Below are 14,390 nucleotides of genomic sequence, written 5' to 3' on the forward strand. Positions count from 1 at the left end.
ATTGAAATCTTTTTTCTATCAAGTCTTTGCAAAACATATTATCAACACAATAAACGCTTTGAAAAAATGAGTGACTTATCTTCATTTGTTGGCCGTATCCCGCAAAACGGAATACTTTCTCTGGATATTTTTGACACGGCGGTAACAAGAAAAGTGGCAATTCCAACGCATATATTTGCGATTATTCAAGGTGCCATGTTGGCAAGATGTAAAAAACGGAGTGAAAAATTTCTCTGGAGAAATTTTATCGAAATGCGAATTCGGGCGGAGCGAGAATCCCGCGCAAATGGCAGTATCGTACTGGGAGAAACCACGCTTGATCGTATCTATAAAAAACTCGGTGAACTTGACAAGAATTTCATTCCCTTTATCGATGAAATCAAGATACTGGAAATTGAGACGGAATTGGCAGAAGCAGTAGCGATACCTGAGATCAAAAAAATATATGACGATGCTGTCTCTCACCGAAACGAAATTATATTTACCTCGGACATGTATCTGCCACTACATGTGATTGAGCAAATATTGCAGAAATGTGGATACTCCGAATATCAAAAAATATTTCTGTCCTCGGAATTTCAAAAGACAAAGGGTCACGGTGATTTATGGGAGGAGGTACTGAGAAGCGTTGGGAAGGGTCATCAAATTTTTCACATAGGCGACAATTGGAACTCGGATGTCAGGCGCGCAAAAGAAAATGGAATTCAGGCATTTCATTTCCCGAACTATTCAACAGGGCATAAAAAATACGCGGGATTTAGCAATGCAATAATCCCGTTATCACGATTGATTGCCAAGACTAGAAATGATGTGTCCTCATACAATGTGCCTGTTTTACAAAAGGATACACTCAGTGAAATTGCACGCACTCACCTTCCGTTACTCTTGGGGAGTTACATAAAATGGATTGACGAACAGGTTCGTTTGCAAGGAGTAAAAACCATCTATTTTTTATCACGGGATGGTTGGATATTGAAACGCACATGGGAATCTCTTGAAAAACAGGGAGTTGTAACGAATGGATTGCAAATAGTTTATGCAGAGATTTCTCGACGGGCACTCTGGATGCCAACTATAAAACAAATAAACGAAGAAGTGCTTAATCGCTTCCTTTTAGGTGGACTGAAGCCAAATCGCCCTGTGCGTGTTTTTTTGGAAAGAATAGGAATTCAAATAACAGAATCTGTCGAGTTAAAAGTCCGTAAATTCTTCTCCTCTTCAGATGAAATAATTCCAGTTGCATGGCAATGTAAAAAATTATCCGCCTTGATTCATTCATTGGAAACCGAAATTGTGGATATTGCCGCAAAAGAACGTAAGCTCGCGTTGGGCTACTTGCACCAGATTGGGTTTTTCGATACTTCGGGGAAAAAAGCGATTGTGGATTTAGGCTGGCATGCGAGTATGCAAGCAATGTTGGTTAAGTTGCTTGAATTTGAATGCGAGTACCCCAAACATAATATTATCGGACTATATACAGGTCTCTTTCAGGCTGCGCAACGAAACATTTACAGAGGTGGCTATGCACAGGGAATGATCTGCACACCATTTTCCGCACTGGAAGAACAACGCAGGTTGCAAACGACCGTTCAACTTCTGGAAATACTTCACATGGCCCCCCATGGATCCGTGACCGGTTATAAGATCAATCGAGATAATGACAAAGAACATTTCAGCGGACTTTATGTAGAAAACGAAAACGAAATGATGCTCTACAGAAACTTTATAGAGCCAATGCATGAAGCCGCCATAAAAACATTGGTTGAAAGACTGATCGATAAGACAATCACATGGGATGCGCTGACCCCGCAGACATATTTGGAAACATGGCTTGATCTGAGCATACATCCAGCCGCAAATGAAGCTAAAGCACTTGGGAATTTCCTTCACTGGGATGGCATTGAGCATAGTGGGGAGGGGACGCCTCTGATACCCAGTGAAATTCCGATGGATTTTGCCAGTGCAAATTCTCTACTAAGTCAAACCGGATATTGGAGACCTGGACTTTTATGCTCTTGGAGTAGTAAAAGATGCCTGCCCCAGGAGACTTTGTTAAAACTCACAAATTCTTGCGGACATTTAGGGGGAAACGGGAAGGCCTATTTCAGGCAACTAATCTCTCAGAATGAGTTGGATAAAAAAGAAAAGAAAAAAAACCTGCATTCAAGTGCCTACAATATTGAGGAAATAAAGGAAAGCATAACCCTGAAATATCTATATCTTGTCCCTCCCTACTCACCTCGCAGTTTCGATATTGCCGGCTATTGTTGGTCCATCTTCAAATGGGTTCACAACACCAATGCCGCGAGCGATTCTATCATTATTGCACCAGAATCTTATCGTAAATATTTTGAAAACCCAATTAAAAAGGCTCGAGGAATGATATGGGGATTAAGCAAGAATGAACAGGAGGGAATGGGATATAATATAAATGAAGACGACTTGGCCAATGGAGTCCATATCATTTTCCACAGAATCTCCTCACCCGCGGAAAAAGAAATAGAGGAGAACCCTCATCTTCGCTTCGTCAACTATGTTCTTAGCGAAAACTTTGCCGGACTCAATTACGCTAATATTTTGACAGAACTCAGAGATGCTTTTGGTAAATTCACGATAATCACCTGGCTGAATTCAGTTTCTCTTAAGCAAACGGCGAAAGAACTTGGTCTGCCAATAATATTCAACGAGATCGGTCCCCTAAGGAAACCATTTTATCGACAAACTGCATTTTTTGATTTTTCCGGTGTAAATGGGAACACCTCTGCTAGAGCACAATGGGAGAGTCAAGACAGGACAGAAGATGGAAGGAAAAGGTTCATTCAATGGTGCGATAAAAATAATATAAACAAAAGGAAAATACAGACCTTACTGGCACCAACGATAAATCCGAATGATTTTACCACTAAAATCGACACGGAGTTAGGTGTCGCACTACAGGTTGAAGATGATTCGAACACTTTATTGTATTCGAATAAATGGACATCGCTGTCTTTGCTTGCGAGTGTTCAGGATAGAAGAGACAGTATGCGTGTGCGCCTGCATCCTGGCGGACTGGCATTATATCGTGGAAATATTGATTTATCCAAAACTTCACTCCATTTCTGCGCCCGGTGCAAAAAAATCATAACCATAAATTCCAGCGTTGGAATTGAGGCCGTTTTTTGGGGAAAGCCTGTCAGGTTTTTTGGAGAGAATCCCATAACATTTTTATTCGATGTTCCTGATGAGGAAAAACCATATGCATGGATATATTTCTTCCTTGGTTATCTTATTCCATGGGAAATGCTCTTCGATAGAAACTATTATGATTGGCGGATTAACAAGAATCCGGGTTTGCCGGAAATTGCAGAGGCACATCTCAATTATTATAAGAGCCTGCCACGAACAAGAAAATCAAACCCGATAACATTTCAGGCGAACGACAGTCTATATAAAGAGAGGATCGGGCATCCGATGACAGACTTCCTTCCCCACCAATCCTGATTGCACAAACCGCACTGATGACTTAAGTGCCAACAGGAATCACATATGATACATACAACCAAAGATAATCCAGGAAGGCAAAGTCCATTCATAGGAGAAAGAAAATTATTACTGCAAGAGTCACTCCGGAAGCTGCAGAATACCTCGTTTTCACGAGCAGAGTCATTCTGGTTTTTTCTTGGCTACGCTATTTCGGGGCCTTTGTTACTGGGATTTGGTCAATTTATATACAATCACTTCAAAAGGGGGGAGGCGGATCGTTGGCATTTTCTGGCACGGGATGGCATGCAAATTTTTCGCGCTTTTCTGGCATGTAAAAGCGAGGGGAACAACTTTGGTCTCAATGATGATCACTGGCTCCACTGTGATCTTGATGACTTGTTGAAAAATATCTCCGATCTTCAATCAACGCTGGAATCTCCGCCGGAATCAACAAACCAGTATTCATATTTACTTACATCTCGCAGGGCACTCAACTTTGCAGCAATTACGTGTGTGGGCCAGAAATCCACTGATTTCTTAATCTCGGATGCCTCCGGAATGTCAGTTAGGGATTTTTTGAAACGGATCAATATCCATGCGGAAAACCACCTGTCGGAAATAAAGGAATCCGGTTTGGCCTCGGGCAGCCACATTATTACCGCCGCCAACAGACCGCAGCTCAAGAAGCTTATCCATCTGCTGGAAACTCCCATTCTCAATCAGTCTGAAATAGAACGGAAGGCATATCTTGATTACCTGCATTCAATGGGGCATCCATGGAAGCGAGTGGCGTTAGTGGATATTGGATGGCATGCCTCCTCTCAATGCTCATTTGAGGCACTTCTGGCCGATTCGATCTCATCCCACGAGCGCTGTCAGTGGAACGGTTATTATTTTGGAACTCTCTCGAAAATCCAAACCAATGGTAAGACCAATGGCTTTTTTTTTGAAGAGGAGGCTCCCGTGGAGAATTTCTTACTAATTAAGGAATGCATTGAAATTGTGGAACTCCTTTTTTCCAATACCACTCAAACTTTGGAATATATATCCACAAAGAATGAACAGATCGATTTCCATTTTTTACCTGATAACAACAATCTGGACCGAAGGCTGCTGCTGCTTATGGAAACAGGCGCCCTTCGATATATCAATGATTTCTTTCACAGCGCCAACTCATTCCCTGCCTTGACCGATTTGTATGCGTGCCTGGCGGAATTACTTCTTTATCCCTCGGAAGCTTCAGTTGCAGAACTTTCCCGTGTGCGATTCACATGCGGATTCGGGAATTCCCAAGGAAGAAATATTGTTGCACATTCGACACATTCCTTCCGCTTCAAAAAGATTGTCTCCGGATATCGTGGTTCCTTTTGGCGAAGAGCTTATATTCAAAGACTGAATTTAATTCAGCGGTTACTTTTGAAGACATTCGTTCCGTCATCGCGAAAATACTAATGGATAGCTTGAATATAAAACCACTCTTCAACATTTTCCTTGGATAAGTTCTTTATAAAATCGGTTGTAACCAAATATGAAAGAAGGCCTCCGAGCAGAGAAAAGAGGCGTGGTTCGCGAGGGCGTGGCATTCTGATATGAGTCCAAGCACGCACCCAAAGCGGTCAGGTAATTTGAACTGGTCCGACCAAATGCGCAGTTTTTCAATGTCTTACGGAGGATCGAAATTCTGGATCCATTTTCCGTGCATGATTTTTCCATGAGCGAGATGAGGGTGGAAGCTTTTGGCATGTCGCCTGCTGGATATAAACAAGAAGAGGCGGTTCCCGGCAAATCTTCCTCTTTTTTACCCGAACTAACAAAGTTCGGATAAACAGGCAAACACCCTGCCGCCACCGCCTCCAGCATAGCGAGGCTCAGACCTTCGTAATCACTCACATTTACATAATATTTCCAGGTCTTCAGTATCTGGCCGACGCCAACCGCATCCTTCCAGCCAAGAAACCTCACACGGCCTCGTGCTATCTCGTCGGCAAGCTCTTTTTCCAGCCACGTTCGTTCGGGTCCATCTCCGAGGATCTCGAAATGCCAGTCTCTCCCGGCCAATTCCCTTTCCAGCAACCTCACCAATTCCGGCAGCCGGTCCACCCGCTTTTGCTCTTTTACCAGTCGTCCGGAATAACCGATCACACATTCCCTCGCAGAATCCCGATGTTTCTGCTCTTCCCCGCTTTCACTCTCTTGCGCCATCGCCAGAATCGCCGGATTCAGTGGGCACGGAACACTCGCAACGCACTCCCGTGCATGCCCCTCCGCACAACCTCGCACCCGTGTGGCGAGCGCCGGACTTACACACAAAAAGCCGTCCAGCCACCGGGAAAAATATTTTATATAATTATCGAATCCCGGAAAACTGCTGTGTAAGTAGCCGATTCGCAGGTGTGCGGTGTCCACGTCCGCCAACATGTCGGCTCCCCAGCAATTATAATAGAGAGACACATCCGGCCGCTCCTTCGCGAATACCCGTGCCGCCTTTCTCCGCAGACTCCACCACAGGCTCCATGCCCCCCCCCCTAACTCGATCAATCCCGGCTCACTTGTTCGCTTGGTCCGGTCATTCCTCCTCAGCAGGGCCATGCACACGTCCCCCCCCTCCCCTGCCGCTGCCCGTCGCATGTGCAGACGCTGCACGTAATCCATCCCCCCCTGGCCAGGCGGATATTTGAAAACATGCAGTACCTTTAGACCATCACTCTCCGTCCGGGCCCGTGATTCAGCCCCCCGGGAAAGTCGCTCTCTGGACTCGTATCCTCCCTTCGCATCCTTTGCGTCCTTCGCGGTCAAATTCATTCTCCGATCCCCCACTGTTTCCAAAACACCGGGGCATCTTCTGCCATACGGGGCCGATCAACCAGACCGGCATAATGGACGACCAGCGATCCCGTTTGCCCTCCGCCCAAGCGCACCTCCCGGTTTGTCCAGCGACTCCCGTCAAGCGGCGAGAAGTTATATCTGTTCTCCAGATACCGTGTCCTCACGCCATCATTCCGGGCGTTGTAGTTGATTCCCGTCTGCTCCCGCCAGCGTCCTTCCGGCGGCCAGCATCGTGCCGGATCGAACACCGCCCGGCATGCCTTGGATAGGACCATCACCCCTGTATTGAAGTACGGCTCCGCTGTCCGCTCCGGCGGCAACGTCCCCAGTGCTTTCTGCGCCCGATCCAGATCGTCGCGCCGCTTCCATGTCTCCCCTCCCCCGTCCGCCTGCTCGTCGCTCACCGCGCCCAGACAATCATCCGGCACCAGTTCCAGCAAATTCGGACATTCCGGATGAATCAGGATGTCCGCATCGAAAAAGATCACCCGGTCATACTCCCCGAGCAACCGGTGCAATTGCAGTTTTTCGAACTGGGCCCGCTTGCGTTTCGGGGTGAACCAGCCGCCTTTCCGCACCCGCCACTCGTCGATCACGACAAACTCCAGGCCGTGCCGCTGCGCATAGGCGCGGAAAACCGGATGCGACCAGCGCGTTTCCGGCACCTCTCCCACCGCCAATGTCACCAAGGCCGCTCTCATTTTCTTTCTTCGGGATATACTTCTCTTTCGGACATAGCCGGACTGGTTAGCAGCCGGAATCGCTGCGGCGAGCCTATACTCGCATCGGATTCTGCCATTTTCACCCGCAGAAAAATCCCCTACCCGTTCGTCCCTGCAGAGATTTCGTGCTAAAAAGTAACCACCAGACCATCACCGCCAACGCCTCGTCGGTTCACCATCCGGCCTCGCCTCTTACGCAAAACTACGCCCTCCCCCGCAAACCGGTTGGCCGGAGATGTGCTACCACGAGGCTCCAACCACAGATTATTCACGACTCACGATGACCCTCCGCCTCCGTCCCCCCTGGAAATGGCAGTCCGCCAACCTCATCATCTCCGGCCTCGTCGTCGGATTGTTGTTCGGTCTGCTCGCCCGGCATTTCTGCACCACTCCCGAAGCCACGGAGCGTCTCCACTGGTGGCTCGACCAGCTGATCCAGCCGCTCGGCAAGCTGTTCATTCGGATCATTTTCATGATCGTGATCCCGCTGATCCTCTCCGCCATCGTGCTCGGGATCGTGGAAATGGGAGATATCCGCAAGCTCGGCCGCGTCGGCCTCAAATGCGTGCTCTGGACGTTCATCCTCGCCGGCACCAGCGTCGTGCTCGGGCTGGTGCTCGTCGACACGCTCGCCCCCGGCCGGCACATGCCCGAAAGTACGCGTCTCGAGCTCACCGCCCGCTATGGGGGCGACGCCGCCGTCAAAATCGAGCAGGGCACCCGCGAAAGCCCGCCTCTTGCCGAATCGATCCTCGAACTCGTCCCCCAGAACCCGCTCGCCGAAGCGGTCAACGCCTTCGCGCCCAACTACACCGGCGGGGGCCTCATCGCCGTCATGGTATTCAGCGTCTTTGTCGGCGTGGCGCTGGCCATGGTGCCGCGCGAAAGGGGCGCGGCGCTCACTGCGGTCTTCCAGGGCATGTTCGATGTCTGCATGCTGATCATCGAATTCGCCATGAAACTGGCGCCGATCGGCGTGGCGTGTCTCGGCTTCAGCCTCACTTCCACGCTCGGCATCGGCATCCTGCAAAGTCTCGGCGCCTATGTCGGCGTCGTCATCCTCGGGCTGACCCTGCACCAGTTTGGCACCTACTCGCTGCTGCTCGCACTTATCGGACGCCAGTCGCCGCTCCTGTTTTTCCGGCGCATCCGCGAGGTCATGGTCACGGCCTTCAGCACGTCGTCGAGCAACGCCACGCTCCCCGTCTCGATCCGCGTGGCCGAGGAGAATCTCGGCCTGCCCCGGCAGATCAGCCGCTTCGTGCTCACGGTCGGCGCCAGCGCCAACCAGAACGGCACCGCGCTTTATGAAGGCATCACCGTGCTCTTCCTCGCCCAGGTGTTCGGCATCGACCTGACCATCGGACAACAGATTGTCGTGGCGCTCATGTGCATCATGGCCGGCTTCGGCACGGCGGGCGTGCCAGGCGGCTCGCTCCCCCTGGTGGTCGGCGTGCTCGTGACGATCGGCGTGCCGGGCGAGGCCATTGCCATCATCCTGGGCATCGACCGTCTGCTCGACATGTGCCGGACCACGCTCAACGTCAGCGGCGATCTCGTCTGCGCCGTGCTCGTCTCGCGCGGCGAGGCCGATCTGCCCGAAGACGACGACACGTCGAATACCGGTTCGCCGATTCCGGTCTCCGCAACGACACCGCCGGGAATTGCGACGGGGTAAGGAGGCATGTTCCTCCCACACACACAAGGGGCGCACGTGAAGTGCGCCCCTTGTTGCTACGGGCAAACCTCATGAACACCGGCACCACTTGCGGCTACAGGATGACGTCGCCGGTCGTCAGGACATCACGAGTTCGTCGTTCTTGACCTTGAAGGTCACCGTCGAACCTTCTTTCACCTCCCCGGTGATCAGGGCACGGGCGAGCCGGGTTTCGATCTGGCGCTGGAGAAAACGCTTCAGCGGGCGTGCGCCGAACACCGGATCGTAGCCTTTCTCGCCCGCCCAGGTTTTCGCCTTCTTGTCCAGCTCCACCGTCACGCGGCGGTCGGCGAGGCGCTTGTTGAGGTCGGCCAGCAGCAGGTCCACGATTTTTGTGATTTCCTCGAGCGTCAGCGGCTTGAAGAGGATCGTCTCGTCGATGCGGTTCAGAAATTCCGGACGGAAGCCCTTGCGCAGCTCGGCCATGACCGACTCGCGCACACTCTCGGGGATCGTGTCACCGGTCACGCCGTCGAGCAGGTAACGGCTGCCGATGTTGGAGGTCATGATGATGATCGTGTTCTTGAAGTCCACGGTGCGGCCTTGCGAATCGGTGATGCGGCCGTCGTCGAGCACCTGTAACAGGACATTGAATACATCCGGGTGCGCTTTCTCGATCTCGTCGAAGAGGACGACGGCGTACGGCTTGCGCCGGACGGCCTCCGTGAGCTGACCACCCTCATCGTAACCGACGTAGCCCGGAGGCGCGCCGATGAGGCGGGCGACGCTGTGCTTTTCCATGTACTCCGACATGTCGATGCGGATCATGGCGGCCTCGCTGTCGAAGAGCGTTTCGGCGAGCGTCTTGGCCAGTTCGGTCTTGCCGACGCCTGTCGGGCCAAGGAAGAGGAAACTGCCGACGGGGCGGCGCGGATCCTTGATGCCGGCGCGGGCGCGGAGGATGGCCTCGCTGGTCAGTTGCACGGCCTCGTCCTGGCCGATGACACGCTCGTGGAGCACCTCGCCGAGGCGGAGGAGTTTTTCGCGTTCGCTCTCGACGAGGCGCGTCACGGGGATGCCGCTCCACTTGGCGACGATCTCGGCGACCTCCTCGGCGGACACCTCTTCCTTGAAGAGCTGCGTCTGCGCACCGGTGGTTTCGAGTTTTTTCAGTTCGGCTTCCAGTTGCGGAATCTTGCCGTGGCGGAGTTCGGCGAGCTTGTTGAGATCGTAGGCGCGCTCGGCCTTTTCCATGGCGAGGCGGGCCGCGTCGAGTTCCTCGCGCACCTTGCGTACGCGGTCGATGGAGGCTTTTTCACGCTCCCACTGGCGCTTCAGCGCATCGGCCTGCTCGCGGGTGTTGGCGAGCTCCTTGCGGAGGGTTTCGAGACGCTGCCGGGAGGCATCGTCCTTTTCCAGTTTCAGGGCTGTTTCCTCGATTTCGAGCTGAAGGGCGCGGCGTGTGAGGGCGTCGAGTTCCTGCGGCATCGAGTCCATCTCGGTGCGGATCATCGCGCAGGCTTCGTCCACGAGGTCGATGGCCTTGTCGGGCAGGAAGCGGTCGGAAATGTAGCGGTTGGAAAGCGTGACGGCGGCGACGAGGGCGTTGTCCTGGATGCGCACGCCGTGATGGAGTTCGAAGCGTTCGCGCAGGCCGCGCAGGATGGAGATGGCGTCCTCGACAGAGGGCGGCTCGACCTGCACGGGCTGGAAACGGCGCTCGAGCGCGGCGTCTTTCTCGATGTGCTGGCGGTATTCGTCGAGCGTGGTCGCGCCGATACAGTGCAGCTCGCCGCGGGCGAGCATGGGCTTCAGGAGATTGCCGGCGTCCATCGCACCCTCGGTCTTGCCGGCGCCGACGATGGTGTGGAGCTCGTCGATGAAGAGCAGGATGCGGCCGTCGCTCTGCTTGACTTCGTTGAGCACGGCCTTGAGCCGTTCCTCGAATTCGCCGCGGTATTTCGCGCCGGCGACGAGCGCGCCCATGTCGAGCGAGAAGATGGTCTTGTCCTTCAGCCCCTCGGGCACGTCACCGCGCACGATGCGCTGGGCGAGGCCTTCGACGATGGCGGTCTTGCCGACGCCGGGCTCGCCGATGAGCACGGGGTTGTTTTTTGTCTTGCGGGAAAGGATACGGATGGTGCGGCGGATCTCGTCGTCGCGGCCGATGACGGGATCCATCTTGCCCTTGCGCGCCAGTTCGACGAGGTCGATGCCGTATTTTTTCAGGGCGTTGTAGGTGGCTTCGGGGTTGTCGGTGGTCACGCGCTGCGCGCCGCGCAGTTCACTCAGGGTCTTGAGAACGGTCCGGCGGTCGATGCCGAAGGATTTCAGATACCGGGCGAAGGCTTCCGGCTTCGCCACCTCGATGAGCGCGAGGAACAGGTGTTCGACGGAAACGAACTCGTCCTTGAGCTGCTTCGCTTCCTCCTCCGCCCGGGTGAGGACGTCGTTGACGGCCTGGGTGACGTAAACTTTCGACGTATCCACGCTGCCGCTGACGCGCGGGAGCCGGTCGAGTTCGCGCTGCAACGCAAGCTGGAGCGCGGACGTGGTGAGGCCGAGCTTTTCGACGATGGCGGGCACGATGCCGTTTTCCTGGGAAAGCAGCGCGTGCAGCAGATGCCACGTGTCGACTTCATTGTTGTTGCGGCGACGGGCTTCCGACTGCGCGTCGGTGATCGCCTGACGGGACATTTGTGTGAACTGGTTCGGGTCCATAGGTTGCACTTTCTTCTGCACGCCGCGGGCCAGCGGAGCCTGAGGGGAGATCGCCGGGAGAACCCGGACAACCCGGCACGACAACGCGTCAGCATTGCGCGAAAGATGTGCCAAAACGCCCGCTTCCGCCATTGTTGCCGAGCGGAAATCAGCCCGTTTCTCCGGACGTTTCACCGCGCCCCGGCACGGCCTCCGGCGCTCCGCGCCTTCCGGTGCGGACACGAGAAAGCCCGCGGCAGACGCCTGAAAAGCCAATAACATCCCCTATGCATTCGCTTTCAAGGCTCGCGCCCACCGCGGGCAAATTATCTGCTTTAAATTGAAAGAACCTTTTTACAAAACGGGCCTCGTTGCCCGGTTGCAACTCATATTTGCCTGACGGGTGAAATCCTGAGCAAAAAACTGTACGCCTGTCGAGCACGAGTCGCATTTTGCCTTCTTTTTGCGTTTAAGTGGTTGATAATTCGCTTTTCTCCGGTGCCAAAGCTTTTCTTTTCGCCGGATTTCGCCTCCTTGCATGCCCATGCCCAACCGCCTTTCAGCCGCCCGGTCTCCCTACCTGCTCCAGCACGCCCGCAATCCGGTGCACTGGCAGGAATGGGGCGAGGAGGCATTTGCCCGGGCGCGCGCGGAGCAGAAGCCGATCTTCCTCAGCATCGGGTATTCGACCTGCCACTGGTGTCACGTGATGGCCCGGGAATCGTTTGAAAACGAAGCCGTCGCCGCCGTGCTCAACGAGCATTTTGTCTCCATCAAGGTGGATCGCGAGGAGCGGCCCGACGTGGACAAGGTTTACATGGCCTACGTGCAGGCGATGACCGGTCATGGCGGCTGGCCGCTCAGCGTGTGGCTCGCTCCGGACCTGAAGCCGTTTTACGGCGGCACGTATTTCCCGCCCGAGGACCGCTCCGGCCGATCCGGGCTTCTCTCCGTGCTCGACGTGATCATCCAGGGCTGGAACGACGACGGCGAACGCCGGAAATTCGTCGCGGAATCGTCACGCGTGATCGACGTGCTCGCCGGTTATTATGCCGGGAAGCAGGTGCGTCCCGATCCCGCCACCCCGATGCCGCCGCTGTACGAAACCGGCGGCGACGCCTTCGAACGCTGTTACCTGCAACTGGGCGAAAGTTTCGACTCCACACATGGCGGTTTCGGCGGCGCGCCCAAATTCCCTCGCGCCTCCAACCTCGATTTTCTTTTTCGCGTCGCCGCCATCCAGGGGCCGGAAACCGAAACCGGGCGCGAAGCCGTTTCCATGGCCGCGAGCACGCTCCGGCACATGATCGCCGGAGGCATCCACGACCACGTCGGCGGCGGCTTCCACCGCTACTCCGTCGATGACGCGTGGTTTGTGCCGCATTTCGAAAAAATGCTCTACGACCAGGCCCAGATTGCGGTCAACCTGCTCGATGCCGCGCTCTTCACCGGTGACGAACGGTACGCCTGGGCCGCGCGCGCGACGCTCGACTACGTGCTCCGCGACCTCACGCATCCGGACGGCGGATTTTTCTCCGCCGAAGACGCCGACGCGGCGCCGGCGCACGGCGCCACGGAGCATGTCGAAGGCGCGTTTTACGTGTGGACGGCCGATGAATTGCGCCGCGCGCTCTCGCCCGACGCAGCCCGGCTGGTCGAATCCCATCTCGGAATCAACCCAGGTTCCGAAGGCAACGTGCCGCCGGCGCTCGATCCCCACGGCGAGTTGCGCGGAAAAAACATTCTGCGCCAGGTACGCCCTCTGGCCGAAACGGCCGCCGCTCTCGGCCTCGAACCCGCCGCAGCGGCCGAACGCCTGGCCGCCGCTCTCGAAACCCTGCAGGCGATTCGCACCGCGCGGCCGCGGCCGCATCTCGACGACAAGGTCATCACCGCGTGGAACGGCCTCGCGCTCTCCGCCTTCGCCCGCGCCGCCACCTCGCCCGCCGCCTGCCTCGACGACCGGCGCGACCGGTACCTCGACGCCGCCCGGCGCGCCGCCCGCTTCGTCGAACGCGAACTCTGCGACGCCGGCCGCGGCGTCCTCTACCGCGCCTGGCGCGGCGAACGCGGCGCGAGCGAGGGTTTTGCCGAAGACTACGCCTGTTTCATCGCCGGCCTGCTCGACCTCCATGACGCCACGTTCGACGCACACTGGCTGCGCCTCGCCGAACGGCTGCAACAGACCATGGACGCGCGCTTCCGTGACGAGATCGCCGGCGGTTATTTCAATTCCCCTGCCGGCGACCCGCACATCGTGCTGCGCCTGAAAGAGGATTACGACGGCGCCGAGCCCGCCCCGAGTTCCATTGCCGCCTCCAACCTCCAGCGGCTCTCCTCGCTCCTCCATGACGAGACCTTGCACGCCCGGGCGGTCGACACCGTCGAAGCGCTTCGCGGCCAATGGAGCCAGACGCCGCACGCCCTGCCCGCCATGCTCTGCGCGCTCGAACGCATCCTCGCCGAGCCCGTGCAGGTCGTGATCGCCGGCGACCCGGCGGCACCCGGTTTCCGGGCGCTCGTCGCCGTTGTCCGCGCGCAGGCGACCCGCCGCCGGCCGGCGCTGATCGGCCTGGTTCCGGCCGGCGGCAGCGACGCCGATGCCGACCTCTGGCTGCGCGCTCGCGCTCCCTGGCTCGATGGCATGCGCCCGGCGGACGGCGGACAGGCCGCCGCGTATGTCTGCCAGCACTACACCTGTCAGTCGCCCGTGACGACACCGGAGGCATTGCGGCAATTGCTGGCGTAATCCCGGGCGCTCCCACACCCTTCCCGGCTGCATCGCAACTCACGCCCAACCGCACATGTCGAACGAAAGACTGGATATTCTCGAGGAACGCATCGCCTGGCTCCAGCGCCACGTGGTGGAGCAGGACAAGGTCATGCTGGGGCAGGCGCGCGAACTCGAGCGCCTGCGCGCCGAACTGACTCGCGTCATCGAACGGCTCCCCGACGACTCCGGGCTGCCGCCCGCCGGGCAGCAGGAGCGGCCGCCGCACTATTAGGAGAGAATCCCTCGC

10 protein-coding genes are annotated in these 14,390 nt (G+C 55.7%); 3 read left to right on the plus strand and 7 right to left on the minus strand.

Annotated features, from left to right (window positions below):
• Positions 1-81 precede the first annotated feature (81 nt).
• The 6 genes from OPIT5_26720 to OPIT5_26745 all read right to left on the minus strand — a co-directional run bounded on the left by OPIT5_26720 (position 82) and on the right by OPIT5_26745 (position 6,992).
• Positions 82-465, minus strand: coding sequence for a hypothetical protein (locus tag OPIT5_26720; GenBank protein ID AHF94780.1), 384 nt, complete (start codon positions 463-465; stop codon positions 82-84).
• A gap of 1,005 nt (positions 466-1,470) precedes the next feature.
• On the minus strand, positions 1,471-1,908 hold the full coding sequence (locus OPIT5_26725) for a hypothetical protein (protein ID AHF94781.1): 438 nt from the start codon (positions 1,906-1,908) through the stop codon (positions 1,471-1,473).
• A gap of 1,779 nt (positions 1,909-3,687) precedes the next feature.
• Positions 3,688-3,888, minus strand: coding sequence for a hypothetical protein (locus OPIT5_26730; protein ID AHF94782.1), 201 nt, complete (start codon positions 3,886-3,888; stop codon positions 3,688-3,690).
• Between the two features lie 138 nt (positions 3,889-4,026).
• On the minus strand, positions 4,027-4,227 hold the full coding sequence (locus tag OPIT5_26735; GenBank protein AHF94783.1) for a hypothetical protein: 201 nt from the start codon (positions 4,225-4,227) through the stop codon (positions 4,027-4,029).
• Positions 4,228-4,944: 717 nt separating this feature from the next.
• Positions 4,945-6,267, minus strand: coding sequence for a hypothetical protein (locus OPIT5_26740; protein ID AHF94784.1), 1,323 nt, complete (start codon positions 6,265-6,267; stop codon positions 4,945-4,947).
• Positions 6,264-6,992 (minus strand): LPS:glycosyltransferase, encoded by a 729-nt coding sequence (locus OPIT5_26745; GenBank protein ID AHF93277.1) that lies wholly within the window; start codon positions 6,990-6,992, stop codon positions 6,264-6,266. The genes OPIT5_26740 and OPIT5_26745 overlap by 4 nt, the downstream gene beginning before the upstream one ends.
• 301 nt (positions 6,993-7,293) lie before the next feature.
• On the opposite strand from OPIT5_26745, the gene OPIT5_26750 reads away from it, so the two are divergent.
• Positions 7,294-8,691, plus strand: coding sequence for a proton glutamate symport protein (locus OPIT5_26750; GenBank protein AHF93278.1), 1,398 nt, complete (start codon positions 7,294-7,296; stop codon positions 8,689-8,691).
• A gap of 117 nt (positions 8,692-8,808) precedes the next feature.
• Here the strand turns inward: OPIT5_26750 and OPIT5_26755 are convergent, their stop codons facing one another.
• Positions 8,809-11,391, minus strand: coding sequence for an ATP-dependent Clp protease ATP-binding protein (locus OPIT5_26755; protein ID AHF93279.1), 2,583 nt, complete (start codon positions 11,389-11,391; stop codon positions 8,809-8,811).
• A gap of 523 nt (positions 11,392-11,914) precedes the next feature.
• On the opposite strand from OPIT5_26755, the gene OPIT5_26760 reads away from it, so the two are divergent.
• Together OPIT5_26760 and OPIT5_26765 are read left to right on the plus strand one after the other, a co-directional pair.
• On the plus strand, positions 11,915-14,119 hold the full coding sequence (locus tag OPIT5_26760) for a hypothetical protein (protein ID AHF93280.1): 2,205 nt from the start codon (positions 11,915-11,917) through the stop codon (positions 14,117-14,119).
• A gap of 55 nt (positions 14,120-14,174) precedes the next feature.
• Positions 14,175-14,375: a SlyX protein gene (locus OPIT5_26765; GenBank protein AHF93281.1), complete on the plus strand. Its 201-nt coding sequence runs from the start codon at positions 14,175-14,177 to the stop codon at positions 14,373-14,375.
• Positions 14,376-14,390: the final 15 nt, after the last annotated feature.

It is taken from the genome of Opitutaceae bacterium TAV5 (assembly GCA_000242935.3).
Lineage (GTDB): Bacteria > Verrucomicrobiota > Verrucomicrobiia > Opitutales > Opitutaceae > Geminisphaera.